The sequence below is a fragment of the Bdellovibrio sp. HCB-162 genome (assembly GCF_047344985.1).
Classification (GTDB): domain Bacteria; phylum Bdellovibrionota; class Bdellovibrionia; order Bdellovibrionales; family Bdellovibrionaceae; genus Bdellovibrio.
This window is the reverse complement of record NZ_CP178861.1, coordinates 3,469,377-3,485,008: the sequence shown is the minus strand read 5'-3', so window position 1 is coordinate 3,485,008 and position 15,632 is coordinate 3,469,377. Positions and strand designations below refer to the sequence as shown.

Here is a 15,632-nt window from a genome sequence, read left to right as displayed (position 1 = left end):
GCAAGCAGTTCTTCCTAGTAAGCGAAAAGTTTTTTAAGTTCTTTATCGACCTCAGGTGTGATGTTCACTTTAATAGCGCCAAGATTCTCCTGGAGTTGTTCAATGCTCGTGGCTCCAAGAATCACACTTGTCAGATTTTCTTGGGCCGCCAACCATGCCAAAGCCAATTGTCCTCGCGTGCACTCTAAGGCATCGGCGATCTTTTTCATGTCGCGCACTCTTTGTACATTTTTGTCGGTATAAAAAGTGTCCTTCAACCAATCAATACGGGAAAGGCGCCCTTCGCTGACCCCCTCGTCGTATTTTCCTGTCAACATTCCGGAAGCTAGCGGGGACCATGTCACAAGGCCCATGCCGTGTTCCTTCGCTTTAGGTCTAACATCTTTTTCAAATTTTTCACGAGCAAGCAGACTGTATTGCGGTTGCTCGATTTGCGGCTTGTAGTAGCCACCCTTCTCGCACACATCCATCGCTTCTTGAATTTGTTCTCCTGTCCATTCACTCGTGCCCCAGTACAGAATTTTTCCATGATGAATGAGGTCGTCCATAATACGCACGGTTTCTTCAACAGGAGTTTCGGGGTCATAGCGGTGGCAAAAGTAAATGTCCAAATAATCAGTGCCGATGCGCTGAAGACTTTTGTTTACGGATTCAAGAATGTGTTTGCGAGAAAGACCTTTGTCGTTGATGTCATCGCTCATGGGCCAGAAGACTTTGGACGAAACCACCAACTCATGACGAGGAAAATCTTTGAGTGCGGCTCCCATGATTCTTTCAGATTCACCTTTGGCGTAAATGTCTGCGATATCGAAGAAATTGATTCCTGTTTCATAGGCTAGACGCAAGATGCTTCGTACGGATGTGAAGTCTTTCACCGTTCCGCCGAAGGTCGTCCAGCCGCCTAAAGAAAACGAGCTGAGTTTAAGACCGCAGCGACCGGCGCTGCGATAAGGCATATTTGGATTGAACATGAGGGCCTCCTTTAGGAAGAAGCCCCATTATCTTAATGAAGAACTGGATGTTGCAAGTAATGATTGATCTCAATGATCCGATCTTGTTGGCTGATAACAGAATCCTGAATCGCAACAAGCTTCGTCAGAAGATTATCTTTCGCTGCTTTGATTGCTTCAAAAATGTCTTCGTGGACGCCTTCAGCTTCGACAGTCGTCCCACTTTCGTTCAGGACTATGGCTATACGGTAGAGCTTTTTGAGACCTTCCCTTGTAAACTCCTTGCCATCTGTTTCATACTGAAGCGCAAGTTTCTTAGGGTCTCTTGCCACGACAGCAACGACGGTTTGTGGGGTAACAAAGGGTTCAAACTCGGAGATCTGCTGGTATATAAAAGACTTAACTTCCGGGTTTTGTTCAATAAGTTGTATGGTGGGATTTAGAAGAGTCGTCATAGGCGGCCTCCTTTTCCTCTAGTCTTATTGTAACAATGGGGTCTAAATTTGTCTGGTCAAGTTAGGGAAGAAGCAAAAAATAATTTGAAAACGAATAGGATTGCATTAGAATCCGTTCCCTGGACCTATGTCGTGTGTCAGGATGAGATGGAAACAAAACCCGAAGTAAAGTTAGATTTATCCTGGAAAGAGCGTCTTCAAAATGAGTTCGAAAGCGAACGCATGAAGAAGTTGCGTGCCTTTCTTGTGCAAGAATACAAAGCAGGAAAAACTATTTATCCTCGCGGTGAAGAATATTTCGCAGCGATGAATCTGACTCCCTTTGATAAAGTCAAAGTCGTGATTGTTGGACAAGACCCTTATCACGGTCCGGGACAAGCTCATGGACTTTGTTTCTCTGTGCGCGATGGCGTTCGTTTTCCACCCTCTTTGCAAAATATTTTTAAAGAGTTGCAAGCCGATGTTGGAGCGCAAATTCCTAAAAGCGGCTCATTGACCAAGTGGGCAGAGCAAGGTGTTTTGCTTTTGAATGCTGTTTTGACTGTGGAAGATGGGAAGGCGGCGGCTCATCAAGGCAAAGGATGGGAAGAGTTTACGGATAAAATCATCCACGTCCTCAATGAGCAAAAAGAGAATCTGGTTTTTGTTTTGTGGGGTTCTTACGCGCAAAAGAAGGCCTCGTTTGTAGATCGCAAAAAACATTTTGTGATTGAGGCTGTTCATCCATCACCTTTATCAGCTCACCGCGGGTTCTTCGGAACAAAACCTTTTTCCAAGGCCAATGCGTATCTACGCTCTAAAGGAATCTCTGAGATCAATTGGGATCTTACGAAATAATCTCCATAAAAGATTTTAAAGCGGGCGAAAGAAATGTGTCTTTCCGGCGTATAAAATAAGTGGGCACAATCGCAGCTGATTTTTTTAATCCGTAGACTGCGATATTGTGCGACCAGCGAGCTTTCCAGGTTTTTTCTTCGCTGAAGGCTTTTGGCAAAAGAGTGATTCCTAATCCTGCACCAACACAAGCTAAGATGCCGTCAAAGGAACCCATCTCCATAACTTTCACTTGCGTGATGTTGTGTTCAATCAGAATTTTTTCTAAACGGCGGCGGTAAGAACAACCCGTGCAAAAGACATACACTTTGGCTTTTTGATTTCTTAAAAATGAAAACGGATCTTTGGCTGTTTTCGGCATATAGAAAACCATTTCTTCTTCAAAGACGGGGAACGAAGCTAAAAGCGGATCATCGACACCGCCAGAAACAAAAGCTCCTTCCAGATTTCTTGCAAGAACGTTTTCAATAAGAAACTCGGTGGTTCCCGTGATTAGGGACAGGTCCACGTCGTGATGTTTTTTTCCATAGTCTGAGAGAATATTTGAAAGACGAAGAGCCGCCGTTGTTTCAGGGGAACCAATGCGCAAAGCTCCTTGAGGAGTGTCTGTCTGTGCGACGATTTCCTTGGCTTCAGCTAAGAGATCGTGGATCTTTTCTGCATAAGGAATAAGGCGTTCTCCAGCGGAGGTTAGGCGCACACCTTTTTTGTCGCGATAGAAAAGAGGAACGCCAAGTTCTTCTTCAAGAATGCGGATGCGAGCGGTGATGTTGGATTGAACGGTATTAAGGACCTGGGCGGCTTTAGTCATGCCTCCCTCGTGGGCAACAACCTTAAACACTTGAAGATCTGAAGCGTTCATAAAATCCTTTCATCATTAAAAATGATTAAGACCATATTTATAAATCATTTTACCAGATCAAAAAGAAGGTCCACAATAGGAAAATCTTGTGGAGGTTCTTTTATGAACAAATGGAAGTGGCAGTTCTGGCTTGTCTTTGCAGCTGCGTTTTCAGTTTTCTTCGCTATTGCAGTTTTAATTCCGGTTCTTCCGCTATTCATTCATGAAAAGCTTCGTTTGGGAGATGTCGCTGTCGGCGTTATTATGGGCTTGCAACCGACGGGGGCCGTGGGGTCACGACTTCTTGTGGGGCGAGCGACGTCTAAATTTGGAATCTGGCGAACGCTGGCATTTGGAACGAGTCTTTGTGCTTTAGGCAGCCTTCTTTTTCTTCTTCCGGCTTCGGATGTGCTCTTTGGTGTCGCTCGTTTTCTGCAAGGCTTCGGCGAAGGTTTTACTTTTACCGCTGGAACGACCTGGGTGATTGCGACAGCACCTAAAGAGCAAAAAGGAAAACTGGTCAGCCTCTTCGGACTTTCTTTATGGTTGGGTGCAACGATAGGACCCATGGTTGGCGGATTTATTAACAGTGTTCAGGGATTTTTAGCGGTGGCGATTGCCGCCATTCTTCCGCCATCCATCTTCGGTGTTGTTGCATTCTTCCAGGAAAGCATTCCTCTCGGTTCTTCTGAAGATAAATCCGTGGAATGGATTCCTAAAGAATCTTTGGCTCCCGGATTTACTTTGGCCTTAGCTTCCACAGGCTTCGTTGCGGTTTCTACATTCGGTGCTTTGTATTTTTCTTCACGCTCTTGGAATTATGGCGCCTGGATGGTTGTGGCTTACGGTTTGGGATTTGTTCTTATGCGAGTTTTCGGAGGACACTGGATTGACCGTTACAGCAGTTCGCGTGTGGCTGCAAGTTCCGCATCGTTAGCGGCATTGGGAATGCTCTGTGTGGTTGTGTCTCCATTTTGGCTCTTGACGGTGTTTGGATCTTTATTGGGCGGACTTGGTTTGGCACTCATGTATCCTGCGCTGGCGATTGAATCTGTGCGCGGTGTGGAGCCTGCTCGCCAAGGCAATGTGCTTGGTTGGTACACGGCTTTCTGGGATCTTTCGCTTTTAGGAAGTAATTTCCTTTTTGGTTGGCTCGCAGCTCAAAAAGGATATCCGTCCGTATTTCTGGTAAGCTGTTTGGCTTCTGTTCTTTGTGTTGTTTTTGTTGCCACACGTTCTCAGGCTAGAGTGCTTAAAAGCTTTTGATAAAAAACTTTTCCTTGGCGGGAGAGCTGATGCTCTCCTTTGTGGATGAGGTAAGTTTTGTATTTTATTTTCTGACCGAGTTCCGCAAGGTGAGCGACCTCTTTGATGTTTTGATGTTGTGATAATACCAAATCTGGAACGAAGCCCACGCCCAGACCTTGCTGAACCATACCAATGATGGCTTCCCAGCTTTCCACTTCCACCGCAATTTCAGGAAGCTTTGAAAATTTCTTTTTATAAATTTTCTTTAATTCCTCAACGCCGGGGCTTTCGCGTGTTGCCATAAATGGAGCTTTGTCTGAATATTTCTGGCTGCTCGATTGAACACAGCAAAAAACGCCCTCCTGAATAAGTTTTTTTTCCACATCGCGAACATTTCCGTCATCAATCACGATGCCTAATTCGGCTCGGCCCTTTTTCACTTCATTAAGAATAAAAGCGACATCACCAATTTGAATGACAGGCTTAAGAAGGGGATGAGAGTCCCTTGCTTTCTTAATCACAGAAGGCAAAACAAATTGTGCAATGGTGGCTGAAGTTGCCAAAGTAACGTCGCCACTGATTTCATTCGCCGTACTTCGAAGATGTTCCTTAAGTTCCATGACCTGTACAAAAAGGCTTTCAGCTTTTGAAAGCAGAGCCTCGCCTTCTTGAGTCAGCTTAAAACGGTTTTTTTGATGAATAAGAAGATCGCAACCTAAGGCCTCCTCTAACTTGCGGATTCCCTGGCTCACCGCAGATTGAGTCACGTGATTTTCTTTTGCGGAGGCAGCAAGGCCGCCAAGTTTTGCCGCTGAAACGAAGTAGCGAAGGTGAGTCAGATTTAAATCCATAATTAATAATACTTACTTTTAAAGTTAAAATAATGAATTTTACTAATTTATTGAGGTGCATTATTTTGCGCACCACAAGGAGACGGTATGAAATTTTTGTTGTTGGCATTTTTAATGGCGTTTTCAGTACAAACATGGGCTTCAATCAACCCAGTTTGCGAAGTGAATGGAAACAAAGTCGAGCTTTTACCGGTGGTCCATCCGAACGCTGATCTTGCAAGTTATGTATTCGATGAATATGTGGAGAATTTTCACGTAAGAATTGTGATGGTGGAGTTTTCTTATTTTACGAGCATTAAAGCCGGCAGCTATAGCTTTACGCAAAATAATGAAGGTCCATTTTTCTTCACAGTTGCACTTCCGCAGGGAAAATTAGAAATTCAGTGCCATTAGAATGATCTCACTTTGAACCGTTGAGGGTATGGACGAAGGTCGGGCTCTAGCTGAGCCTGGCGTCGCCGATAAGAATATATCTCAACCTTAAAGGAGTGAATCATGAAGTGGATTCTTGTAGCAGCAATGACTTTGGCAGCCACCATGGGAATGAACTCAGCGGAGGCACATTCAAAGGCCCGCAAACCAGCCAGCGCTGAACAACAGCGTACATCCGTGAATGATGTGGTTAAAAAATTGCGTGAAGACGACGAGGGGCTTGTGGTCCTTTTTGTGAAAACCTCAGGATCCTATTATTTGCGACGAGATGTGGCAGAGTTTGATGCCTATAAGAAGAAACTTGAAGAAAGTTTGAATGGTAAAAAGCCCGTGAGCGTCACGGTAGAGGCGACTCAGCTCAATATTCTTGAAGTAAAATAAGCCTCTTTGTAAACTGGTCTCCGTCAAAGGAGACCAGTATGAAATTCCTAATTATTTCCCTTCTTGCTCTTTCATTTTCGTCTGTTTCACTAGCAACGACAAAAGAAGACGTTCAGCAAAAAACAACAGAAGCGGCTTCTGCGGCAGCTGATTATACTAAAGAACAAAAAGAACAATTCCAAAAGGACATGGAAAACAAGTTGGCGGATTTGAAGAAAGAAATTTCTGAAATGAAGGCCAAGGCTTCAGAGAAAAGTGGCGAAGCTAAAAAAGAAATGAAAGCGCAAATCGCCGTTCTTGAAAAAAAGCAAGACGAGATGAAAAAAGATCTTTCTAAACTTAAAAAAAGCTCTGGCAAGGCTTGGTCCGAAATGAAATCTGGTATGAGCAAAGCTTGGGATTCATTGTCAGAGTCTTACGAAAAAGCCAAAGCTGAATTCAAAGAATCTAAATAATGAAAAAAAGCTCTTTGCTCTTTTCTAACGAGCTTCCGCGAGTTTCTGAATTAGGTGAAGAACTTCTGTTGATTTACGACGAGGTTCTTCCTAAGAAATCACCCGCTTTTAAAAAATGGATGAAACAGTTTTCTTTGTCTTACGGTGTTCGCGCCGGAGAAGAATTGAAAGCCGTCGAAAAATTCCCAGCGCACATATCTAAAATCGTTCAACTCTGCGAGAATACTTCCAGCCGTCGACTCACTCTTGTAGTTGCAGGGGGCGGCAGCGTCGGGGATTTCGGTGGATTTGTTGCGAGCATTCTTAAGCGTGGTGTGAAACTCGTACAAATGCCCAGCACGTGGCTTTCTGCGATTGACTCTGCTCACGGCGGGAAGACCGCTTTGAATGTCGGATCGGCAAAAAATCAGATCGGCACTTTTTATCCTGCTGATAAAATCGTGTTGGTGCGTTCGCTTCTTATTGCACAGCCTGAAGCTCGTGCCTTTGAAGGTTTTGGCGAGCTTTTAAAAATTTCCTGGATTGCTGGTGGCAAACTTTGGGCAGATCTTTCCAAAGAGTTTGAAATTACGTCAGCCACTATGTGGAAATATTTGTCGGCCTCCATTGATGCCAAAAACAAAGTCGTTTCTAAAGATCCTGAAGAAAAATCCGGTCATCGTCATATACTGAATCTGGGACACACCATGGGCCACGTGTTGGAAGCCTATTACAAGCTTCCTCACGGTGTGGCTATTAACTATGGTTTGGATTTTGCACTTCGCTGGAGTGTGGAAAACAAAATCATGACGGTGAGTGAGTATGAAAAAATTCAGCGCTCTCCGGTTGTGGGGTATTTGCTTTCTCCATTGCGTGACGAACTTTTGCAAACAAAAGCGGCGCTTTTAAAAGATTTTAGAAAATTGCTTCTTAGCGATAAAAAGAAAACAAAATCGGAAACCCTGCGTTTCGTGTTTTTGAAAAAACCAGGTCAATGCGTGATTCGCGAAGTGACGGTGGATGAAGTATTAATGGAAGTCTGCCGTCAAAAAGAGGAAGAACTCAATGGCTAAGCTGCATTTTCAAGGTGAGATACCTGGATCAAAATCCGTTTTCAATCGCGCCTTGATTGTGCAAAGTTATTTTCCGTCTTTTAAGCTTCAGGGATTTTCCGACTGTGATGATGTTCGCCACATGCGAGAAGGTCTCAAACATCTGAATGATCCGGGCGTTATTGACTGTGGCGAAGGTGGAACGACATTTCGTTTTATGTCCCTTCGGGTGTCTCGCAATCAAGGTGAGTACAGCCTCGGCGCTACACGCCGTCTTTTGCAAAGACCGCAAAAAGGTTTAGTGCATCTTTTGAACCAGCTTGGCGTTGAAGCCCACATTTACGAAGACAAAATGACCGTAAAAGGGAAGGGTTGGAAAAAGCCTTCTGCACCTTTACAGGTGGATATGGCGGAATCCAGCCAATACGCTTCTGCTTTGGTTTTAAATGCTTGGAATTTGGATTTTGATTTAGAATTTGAATTGGTAGGCGGTAAAAACTCCGAGTCCTATTTTCTACTGACTTTAGAGATGTTGACGTCTTTGGGAATGAAGATTCAAAAGACGTCGCAAGGTTATATTATTCCCGCAGGGCAAAACATTCAGCAAACATCATGGACCGTGGAAGCCGATGTCAGCTCGATGTTTACCATGGCTTCCGCCGGGGCCCTAGCTGGCGAAGTCGTTATTACGAATTTTTCAGAGAAAAGCACACAGCCAGATATCGTGTTTTTAGATATCTTTGAAAAAATGCAGGTGAATTTTTCTGTGCAGGGTTCGACTCTCACCGTGAAAGAGACGCCGACTCCGCAGGCTCTTGGATTCAATCTTTCTCAGTCTCCAGATCTTTTTCCGGTTTTGGCTGTGCTGTGCAGTTGGGCCAAAGGAATTTCAAAACTTTATGGGGCACCTCACTTAGTGAGTAAAGAATCAAATCGTATTGCCCGAGTTTCAGATTTATTGAATTTAGTCGGCGTAAAGCATGAGTCTTTGCCAGACGGCATGATTATCCACGGGAATCCTCAACAACAACCCGTGCATGGTGTGAAGTTTAATCCCGACAAAGATCACCGCATGGTGATGGCGGCCGTTTTGATGAAACTAAAAGGCCACGATATCACCATTGAAGAGCCTCACGTGATCAATAAAAGTTTTCCTGAATTCTGGGACATGATAGGAATCAAACCATGATTACGGCTGTTGTTGGACATCGCGGAACTGGAAAAACGGAGTTGATGAAGCGTCTGATGCTTTATACCCGAGATTCGTCCGTGGATTTTATCGATTTGGATACCGAGATCGAAAAGAAGATCGGCAAATCCATTCGTGAGTTATTTCTTGAGCATGGAGAAACTTATTTCCGGGAAATGGAAAGACAGCTTTTCTTAGAAATCCTGCAACGACCTAATCAGAACGCTTATTTGGTTTTGGGAGCGGGCTTTGATCTTTCTGTGATTCCAGAAACGGTCCGTGTCCTGTGGGTAAAAAGAAAAACAGATTTAGATGGAAGAATTTTTCTGAATCGCCCGCGTTTAGAGCCGGATCTTTCTCCTCTTGAAGAATTTTATAAAAGGGCCGAAGTGCGTGAGCAAAGATATCGTGATCGCGCTGATGAAGTTTATTTGATGCCTGAAGGCATGTTCGAAAATCGTCATCACGCCATGGCTATGGAAAAGATAATCCTTACGCACATGCTTGAAGATGTGTGCGGGGGACTCACGATCTTGCCGGAATTTTTTGCGACCGAAAAAAGATGGTCTCTTTTCAAAGCTCGTTACGCTGGCCGTGGCCTTGGTTTTTTTGAATTGCGCGATGATCTTCTTTCGAGAGAACAAATTCGTCGTGTCCTTCAAGATTTATCCAACGATAAATTTATTTATTCCTTCAGGAAGAACCAAGATTGGAATTCTTTTTGGAGTGATTCCGCCAATGCTGAAATAGTAAATCGGTCTACTTGGATAGATTGGCCGTGGGAACTAGGAACACCCGAAGATATTCTTCATCAGGTTTCTAAGGACAAACTGATTCTGTCATTGCACGACCGGACTCATTTTAATGAGTGGATGCGTTTTGAAGATAAGGTCACGCATATGAAGTATGCCCCTGAAGTGTCTAACTTTCAGGAGTTATTGCAAGGTGAAGAGTGGCAGAAAGCCTCCCCAACAAAACGCAGTTTTTTACCGCGTTCTTCTTCTGGTCGTTGGGAATGGTATCGCCGTTTCAAGAAAGGTCAGCAGCTTATTAATTTTTGGAAGGAAGACACCGGCAGTGCGGGGGATCAACCGTCTTTGTGGGCTTGGCTTATGACGGCTGAAAAGTCGCAAAAATTTGCCGCCGTTCTTGGCGATCCGGTAGCGCACAGCTTTACTCCGATGGAGCATTCTGATTTCTTTCATAAAAAAAATCTTCCCGTCTTTGCCATTTCTATCCACAGAGATGAATGGAGCGAAGCTCTGCCAGTCTTAAGAAAGCTCGGACTTTCATACGCAGCAGTGACGTCTCCACATAAAGAAAACGCGGCGAAGCTCGTGTCGTCCTCGGAACTAAAAGCTCTCAACACGCTTTATTGGAATGAAAACCAAAAGATGTGGCTGGGAACTTCCACGGACGACCAGGGATTTGCAGAACTCATTGAGGGTGTCGGGATGATTGCACCACTGCAAAAAGAAATATTTGTTTGGGGCGGCGGTGGTGTTTTAGAAATGATCCAAAAAGCTTTGCCGCATGCAAGTTACTTTTCCTCGCGCACAGGAAAACCTCGCGTCGGAAGTGAAGATGCCACAGATTTGCAGCCTAAGATTTTGATCTGGGCCGCTCCTCGTTCGTCAGAGACATTGATGCCACCAGCCTCATGGAATCCAGCGATGGTATTTGATTTAAATTATAAAGAAGACTCTTTGGGCCGTGAGTACGCACAAAAATGCGGAGCCAATTATCAATCAGGACTTGTGATGTTCACAGGTCAAGCGCAAGGCCAAAGAATTTTCTGGAAAAACTGTGAGGAGGCGCTATGAGCGCAAATCAATTCGGTTCCCGTTTTGTGATAACAAGTTTTGGCGAAAGTCATGGAACGGCTTTGGGGGTCGTGATTGACGGGTGTCCTGCAGGTGTAAGGTTTGATGAAGCTCTTTTAAAAAAAGAACTGGAGCGTCGCCGTCCTGGTCATCATGGTTCGGGGCAAATTGTTTCAGGCCGTCAAGAGACGGATGCGCCGGAAGTTTTAAGCGGCATTTTTGAAGGACAAACTTTAGGAACTCCGATTGCGATCATCGTGCGCAATCAAGATGCGCGCTCGCAAGATTATAAAGATATTAAAACAAGTCCTCGCGCAGGTCATGCCGATGACATGTGGAAAAATAAATTCGGTCACAGTGATCACCGTGGCGGCGGACGTTCTTCAGGGCGTGAAACCGTGTCGCGTGTGATGGCAGGTTCTGTCGCGCAAATGATGATGAAGCATGTGAGTGCGCCAACCAAAGTGATCGGCTATGCTTCGCAAATCGGTCCTTTCACTTTGACTCAGGAAGAGCGTGAGCAAGTGACGTCTAAGAATATTGATTCTTTCCAGGCGCGCTTTCCTTCTACACGCGATCATGAAGTCGATGCTTTGCTTAAAAAGGCTCAGGAGCAAGGAGATAGCTACGGTGGAGTCGCTGAAATCCTCATTCAAAATCCTCCGGCGTATTTGGGACAACCTGTATTTCATAAACTCAAATCCGACTTAGCGCAGGCTTTTTTAAGTGTCGGTGCCACGAACGGATTTGAGCTGGGTTTGGGTTTTGATGCCGTCGACGTGAAGGGCACTGATTTTCATCAAGGTTCTCAAGCCGCTTATGGTGGCATCCGCGGTGGCATTTCTACCGGTGAAAGCATTTTATTGCGAGTTTCTTTTAAACCGACAAGTTCGATTCTGGATGTCGCAAAAAAAGGGCGTCATGACCCTTGTATTGTCACCAGAGCCATACCAGTCCTGGAATCTATGACATGGTTGGTGTTGGCAGATCACTACTTATGGTCTAAAACGGACCGTATCTAAAGAGGTAAAAAATGGTTTCGGATATTTTTAATCCAGAGTGGTGGACAGAAGTTCAAATTCCTGGCGTAAAGTTTCAGGATATTACTTATCATCGTGCGAAAGATCAGGGCACAGTTCGTATTGCTTTCAATCGTCCTGAAGTTCGTAATGCTTTTCGTCCTCAAACAGTGGATGAGCTTTACACAGCTTTAGAACACGCGCGTATCACAGCGGATGTGGGCGTTGTTTTGATCACAGGTAATGGTCCTTCTCCAAAGGATGGCGGTTGGGCATTCTGCTCTGGCGGAGATCAACGCATTCGTGGAAAAGACGGATATAAATACGAAGACAAAGAAGCCGTTGGCAAAATGGATTTGGCCCGCTTGGGTCGTTTGCATATTTTAGAAGTTCAACGCTTGATTCGTTTCATGCCTAAAATTGTTGTCGCAGTTGTTCCAGGCTGGGCTGTTGGTGGCGGTCACTCACTTCACGTGGTTTGTGATTTGACTCTCGCAAGTAAAGAGCACGCCGTCTTTAAACAAACGGATCCAGACGTAGCAAGTTTTGATAGCGGTTATGGTTCAGCTTACTTGGCTCGCATGGTAGGACAAAAGCGTGCGCGTGAGATTTTCTTCCTAGGCCGCAATTACTCTGCTCAAGAGGCTTTTGAAATGGGCATGGTCAACGCCGTGATCCCTCACAAAGATCTTGAGAAAGTGGCATTGGAGTGGGCTTACGAAATGAACTCAAAATCACCAACAGCGATGCGCATGTTGAAGTATGGATTCAATCTTTGTGACGACGGTTTGGTGGGTCAGCAATTGTTCGCTGGGGAAGCGACTCGCTTGGCTTACGGAACGGAAGAGGCTGTTGAAGGCAGAAACTCTTTCGTAGAAAAACGTCCTAAAGATTTCTCTAAGTTCCCTTGGCACTACTAAGTCTTTTATAATGGGTTTGGGTCCTCCAAACCCATTATTCCTTATAAGAATAATAATCTCTTTACCATGCAGATGACATAAGATTCGAATGTCGGCTAGAAGTCCCTCGTCGAGGAGACTTTATGAAAACGATTCTTTTCTTTTGGGCCCTGTTTTTTGCCGTAAATTCCTATGCGAAAGTGGAAGTCCTTTTTCATCCACACGATCCAACTTTAGAAAAGATCGCCACTTGGATTGAAGAGGCACAAAGCACGGTTGATATTGCTATGTACAATATGGAAACTACGTCGGCGTCTCCGGTGATTCAAGTTCTGCAATCACCTTCGGTACAGAAACGCCTTCAGGAAGGACGTCTGCAAATTCGTCTGATCTTTGAAGGGTACGCAACGCCAGAAGAAAATGAAAAGAAGATGTCCGCTTTAGAGAGTCTTGGCATTGACGTTCGTTATTTAGGAAAATCCGTAAAGGTTCATCACAAGTTTGCCGTCATTGATGCAGGTCTAAGCAATCACAAAGTGATCACGGGAAGCGCGAACTGGTCTTTGTCTTCTTACCGTAACTACAATGAAAACATCCTGTTCTTTACTAAAGAAAACGAAATCACCAGCCGCTACCAGCAGGAGTTCAATCGTCTGTGGGTGAACTCCGAAGAATTTGGTCGACACTCAGACAATAACGAAACAAATGAAGTGAGCTTCTTTGATCAGGGCGACGTGGAAGTGTTCTTCAATTCACCCCGTACATTGGATAGAAAATCAAACGAGCCATCGCGCCTCACCGATCAAGTGGTCCGTCTTATTAACGAAGCTCAAAGCGAAATCAAAATTGCAACAACGCGGGTGCGTTTAAAGCCGGTTCTTGAGGCTTTGCAAGTGGCTGCCAACCGTGGCGTGAAAATTTATCTTGTGATCAGCCAAGACGACTTCATGGATATTGGAAAAAGAGCGCAATACTTGTTAAGCCATCGCAACCTGCAATTGCGCGTGAAGTTCTACAATTTGGAAGTTTCAGAATACATGGCCTTCCAAATGCACAACAAATTTATGATCGTGGACAACGCAAAAGTTCTCTCCGGATCTTTCAATTGGTCAGAGAGCAGCGAAAAGAGCCACATCGAAAACCTTGTGGAACTCAGTGGCTCTGCTGCAGAAGATGTTCTTCCTTCCTACAACCAAGAATTCAGTGATCTTTGGAATATGAATCGCGAGAGCCTCAAGCCGTTAAGCGACTATTTGAAAACTTCCAGCAAAGTGTCCTGCGCAATCAAACCGATGGCTTTGAGTGTTTCTGAAATTCGTCAGGTTTTGAAACTCGTAAAAAATTGTTCTCAGGACTAAAGCTAAGATCCCTGTTGCGAAAATTTAAAGAATAGGGATCTTCATCTGTAATTCTTTGTGAGTTGTCTCACTTCAGTGAAAAGCGCTTCCAGTGCGGACTTTACGGAGAGAAGATAGAGCCATGAAAAAGCTCTCTCTCTTCGTTCTTTTAGTTGTCATGATCGGGTTGGCATTTTGGGGATGTCCGACAAAGAAATACATTCCTGATCCTCGTCCGCCACAACCTCAGGTCTCCTACTACGAAGAACTTCTCAGTCTTGAAGGAAACGCTCCACCCGTCGGAGTTCGCGTGGAGTTTCGTCGTATGCTGGCGATGGAATGATTTTACTTCACAATGCCTTTATAAATATAAGCAATACCGCCAGTAAGCGAAACATACTCACAGTGAGAGTAAGCGCCACTTTCTTTCATCAGGCCCAAGAACTCATCACGACAAGGGAAAGCCGCAGAAGACTTTTGCAAGTATTCGTAAGCTTCTTTTTGACCTGTCACAAGACCGCCGATTTTAGGCAAGATATTTTGAGAATAGAAATTGTAAAGTGCACCGAAAACAGGAACGTTCACTTGACCGAATTCAAGCACCATCACCGTGCCGCCTGATTTCGTCACACGTCCCATTTCACGCAAAGCTTTTACTGGGTCACCGACGTTGCGAATACCAAAAGAGATACTGCAAACATCAAAACCCTTATCAGCGTACTGAAGCTGTGTGACGTCGGCTTGTTCAAACTTGATCTCAAGGCCACGCTCTTTGGCTTTGCCTGGAGCTGGAATCAACATCTCGGCACAGAAATCCGTACCAACCACTTCACCCGTTGCGCCCACTGTTTTTTTAAATTCAATTGCAAGATCGCCCGTACCCGTCGCGCAATCCAAAACTTTATCGCCGGTTTTTGCGCCACTGTACTTAACTAACTTTTTTCTCCACAAGTGGTGAATGCCCATCGACAAAACGTTGTTCCCTTTGTCGTAGTTCGCAGCCACTTTTGAAAACATCGAGCGGATGATTTCCGGATTTGGAGAATGTTTAGTTTGCATGAGGAGCCACCTTATGAAGAGGTCTGTCGATCGCCGTAAGAATCTTATCAAGCTTCATCATCATGTTTTTGAAGTCATCCAAAGTCAGAGCTTGCATGCCGTCAGAAAGAGCTTCTGCCGGACGAGGATGAACTTCGACGATGATGCCGTCAGCTCCCACAGCCGCAGCTGCGTAAGCCAAATCAGGAACCAAAGCGCGAATGCCCACAGCGTGAGAAGGATCAACGATCACAGGCAAGTGAGAATTCTTTTTTGCAAACGCCACGGCATTAAGATCCAAAGTGTTGCGAGTCGAAGTTTCAAATGTACGAATACCACGCTCACATAAAATCACGTTCGGATTTCCGCCGACCGTCACGTACTCCGCCGCTTTAATCCATTCTGTGATCAAGGCTGCAAAACCACGCTTCAACAATACAGGTTTTCTCTGCATGCCCAACTCTTTAAGCAAAGCATAGTTATGCATATTGCGAGAACCGACTTGGAAGCATTCAACGATGTCGTAAACTTCTTCGATTTGACGAGCGTCCGTGACTTCAGAAACAAGTTTCATGTTGGTCTCTTTGCAGACCGCTTTGATGAAGTCGAAAGAGTTTTTACCCAAACCTTGGAAGTCTTTTGAAGAAGTGCGCATCTTCCAAATACCGCCACGAAGAATGTGCGCGCCGGAGGCCTTCACACCTTTCGCTGTTTCCATGAACTGCTCGTAACTTTCGATAGAGCAAGGCCCAGCCATGACTGTGAAGTTAGATCCGCCGATATCATATCCACCGATATTGACGATTTGGGTTGAGGGAGTTGTTTGCATAGTTGGCATTTCCATAATAC

At 44.8% G+C, this 15,632-nt stretch carries 18 protein-coding genes; 12 read left to right on the top strand and 6 right to left on the bottom strand.

Going from position 1 to position 15,632, the window contains the following annotated elements; genetic code table 11:
• Positions 1–14: 14 nt before the first annotated feature.
• Complete coding sequence (locus ACLSSO_RS16735; protein WP_295900664.1) at positions 15–971, bottom strand: aldo/keto reductase family protein; 957 nt, start codon at positions 969–971, stop codon at positions 15–17.
• A gap of 32 nt (positions 972–1,003) precedes the next feature.
• Positions 1,004–1,405, bottom strand: coding sequence for a hypothetical protein (locus ACLSSO_RS16730; protein WP_295900661.1), 402 nt, complete (start codon positions 1,403–1,405; stop codon positions 1,004–1,006).
• A gap of 147 nt (positions 1,406–1,552) precedes the next feature.
• Between ACLSSO_RS16730 and ung the strand changes: the two genes are divergently transcribed.
• On the top strand, positions 1,553–2,242 hold the full coding sequence (gene ung / locus ACLSSO_RS16725; protein ID WP_295900658.1) for a uracil-DNA glycosylase: 690 nt from the start codon (positions 1,553–1,555) through the stop codon (positions 2,240–2,242).
• Here the strand turns inward: ung and ACLSSO_RS16720 are convergent.
• A complete protein-coding gene (locus ACLSSO_RS16720) occupies positions 2,232–3,101 on the bottom strand; it encodes a LysR family transcriptional regulator (protein WP_295900655.1) in 870 nt (289 codons plus the stop codon). The genes ung and ACLSSO_RS16720 overlap by 11 nt on opposite strands.
• 102 nt (positions 3,102–3,203) lie before the next feature.
• On the opposite strand from ACLSSO_RS16720, the gene ACLSSO_RS16715 reads away from it, so the two are divergent.
• Entirely contained in the window at positions 3,204–4,346 is a 1,143-nt protein-coding gene (locus ACLSSO_RS16715) for an MFS transporter (protein ID WP_295900653.1), read from the top strand.
• Here the strand turns inward: ACLSSO_RS16715 and ACLSSO_RS16710 are convergent.
• Positions 4,319–5,179 (bottom strand): LysR family transcriptional regulator, encoded by an 861-nt coding sequence (locus ACLSSO_RS16710; protein WP_295900650.1) that lies wholly within the window; start codon positions 5,177–5,179, stop codon positions 4,319–4,321. The two genes, ACLSSO_RS16715 and ACLSSO_RS16710, sit on opposite strands and share 28 nt — an antisense overlap.
• A gap of 87 nt (positions 5,180–5,266) precedes the next feature.
• On the opposite strand from ACLSSO_RS16710, the gene ACLSSO_RS16705 reads away from it, so the two are divergent.
• The 10 genes from ACLSSO_RS16705 to ACLSSO_RS16660 all read left to right on the top strand — a co-directional run bounded on the left by ACLSSO_RS16705 (position 5,267) and on the right by ACLSSO_RS16660 (position 14,088).
• Positions 5,267–5,572, top strand: coding sequence for a hypothetical protein (locus tag ACLSSO_RS16705; protein ID WP_295900647.1), 306 nt, complete (start codon positions 5,267–5,269; stop codon positions 5,570–5,572).
• Positions 5,573–5,674: 102 nt separating this feature from the next.
• On the top strand, positions 5,675–5,992 hold the full coding sequence (locus ACLSSO_RS16700) for a hypothetical protein (protein ID WP_295900645.1): 318 nt from the start codon (positions 5,675–5,677) through the stop codon (positions 5,990–5,992).
• Positions 5,993–6,030: 38 nt separating this feature from the next.
• Entirely contained in the window at positions 6,031–6,447 is a 417-nt protein-coding gene (locus ACLSSO_RS16695; protein ID WP_295900642.1) for a hypothetical protein, read from the top strand.
• Entirely contained in the window at positions 6,447–7,499 is a 1,053-nt protein-coding gene (locus ACLSSO_RS16690) for a hypothetical protein (RefSeq protein WP_295900639.1), read from the top strand. Before ACLSSO_RS16695 ends, ACLSSO_RS16690 begins: the two co-directional genes overlap by 1 nt.
• Positions 7,492–8,667, top strand: coding sequence for a 3-phosphoshikimate 1-carboxyvinyltransferase (locus ACLSSO_RS16685; RefSeq protein ID WP_295900637.1), 1,176 nt, complete (start codon positions 7,492–7,494; stop codon positions 8,665–8,667). The genes ACLSSO_RS16690 and ACLSSO_RS16685 overlap by 8 nt, the downstream gene beginning before the upstream one ends.
• Positions 8,664–10,490, top strand: coding sequence for a shikimate kinase (locus tag ACLSSO_RS16680; RefSeq protein ID WP_413943482.1), 1,827 nt, complete (start codon positions 8,664–8,666; stop codon positions 10,488–10,490). Before ACLSSO_RS16685 ends, ACLSSO_RS16680 begins: the two co-directional genes overlap by 4 nt.
• On the top strand, positions 10,487–11,512 hold the full coding sequence (gene aroC / locus ACLSSO_RS16675; protein WP_413943480.1) for a chorismate synthase: 1,026 nt from the start codon (positions 10,487–10,489) through the stop codon (positions 11,510–11,512). The genes ACLSSO_RS16680 and aroC overlap by 4 nt, the downstream gene beginning before the upstream one ends.
• Before the next feature lie 11 nt (positions 11,513–11,523).
• Positions 11,524–12,429, top strand: coding sequence for a 1,4-dihydroxy-2-naphthoyl-CoA synthase (locus tag ACLSSO_RS16670; protein ID WP_295905219.1), 906 nt, complete (start codon positions 11,524–11,526; stop codon positions 12,427–12,429).
• Between the two features lie 122 nt (positions 12,430–12,551).
• Positions 12,552–13,766 carry a phospholipase D-like domain-containing protein gene (locus ACLSSO_RS16665; RefSeq protein WP_413943479.1) on the top strand — a complete coding sequence of 405 codons (1,215 nt, stop codon included), beginning with the start codon at positions 12,552–12,554 and terminating at the stop codon, positions 13,764–13,766.
• A gap of 121 nt (positions 13,767–13,887) precedes the next feature.
• Positions 13,888–14,088 (top strand): hypothetical protein, encoded by a 201-nt coding sequence (locus tag ACLSSO_RS16660; RefSeq protein ID WP_295905223.1) that lies wholly within the window; start codon positions 13,888–13,890, stop codon positions 14,086–14,088.
• A gap of 2 nt (positions 14,089–14,090) precedes the next feature.
• On the opposite strand, the gene ubiE is transcribed toward ACLSSO_RS16660, so the two are convergent.
• Positions 14,091–14,804 (bottom strand): bifunctional demethylmenaquinone methyltransferase/2-methoxy-6-polyprenyl-1,4-benzoquinol methylase UbiE, encoded by a 714-nt coding sequence (ubiE, locus tag ACLSSO_RS16655; RefSeq protein WP_413943478.1) that lies wholly within the window; start codon positions 14,802–14,804, stop codon positions 14,091–14,093.
• Positions 14,794–15,627 carry a 3-deoxy-7-phosphoheptulonate synthase gene (aroF, locus tag ACLSSO_RS16650; RefSeq protein WP_413943477.1) on the bottom strand — a complete coding sequence of 278 codons (834 nt, stop codon included), beginning with the start codon at positions 15,625–15,627 and terminating at the stop codon, positions 14,794–14,796. The genes ubiE and aroF overlap by 11 nt, the downstream gene beginning before the upstream one ends.
• Positions 15,628–15,632 lie beyond the last annotated feature (5 nt).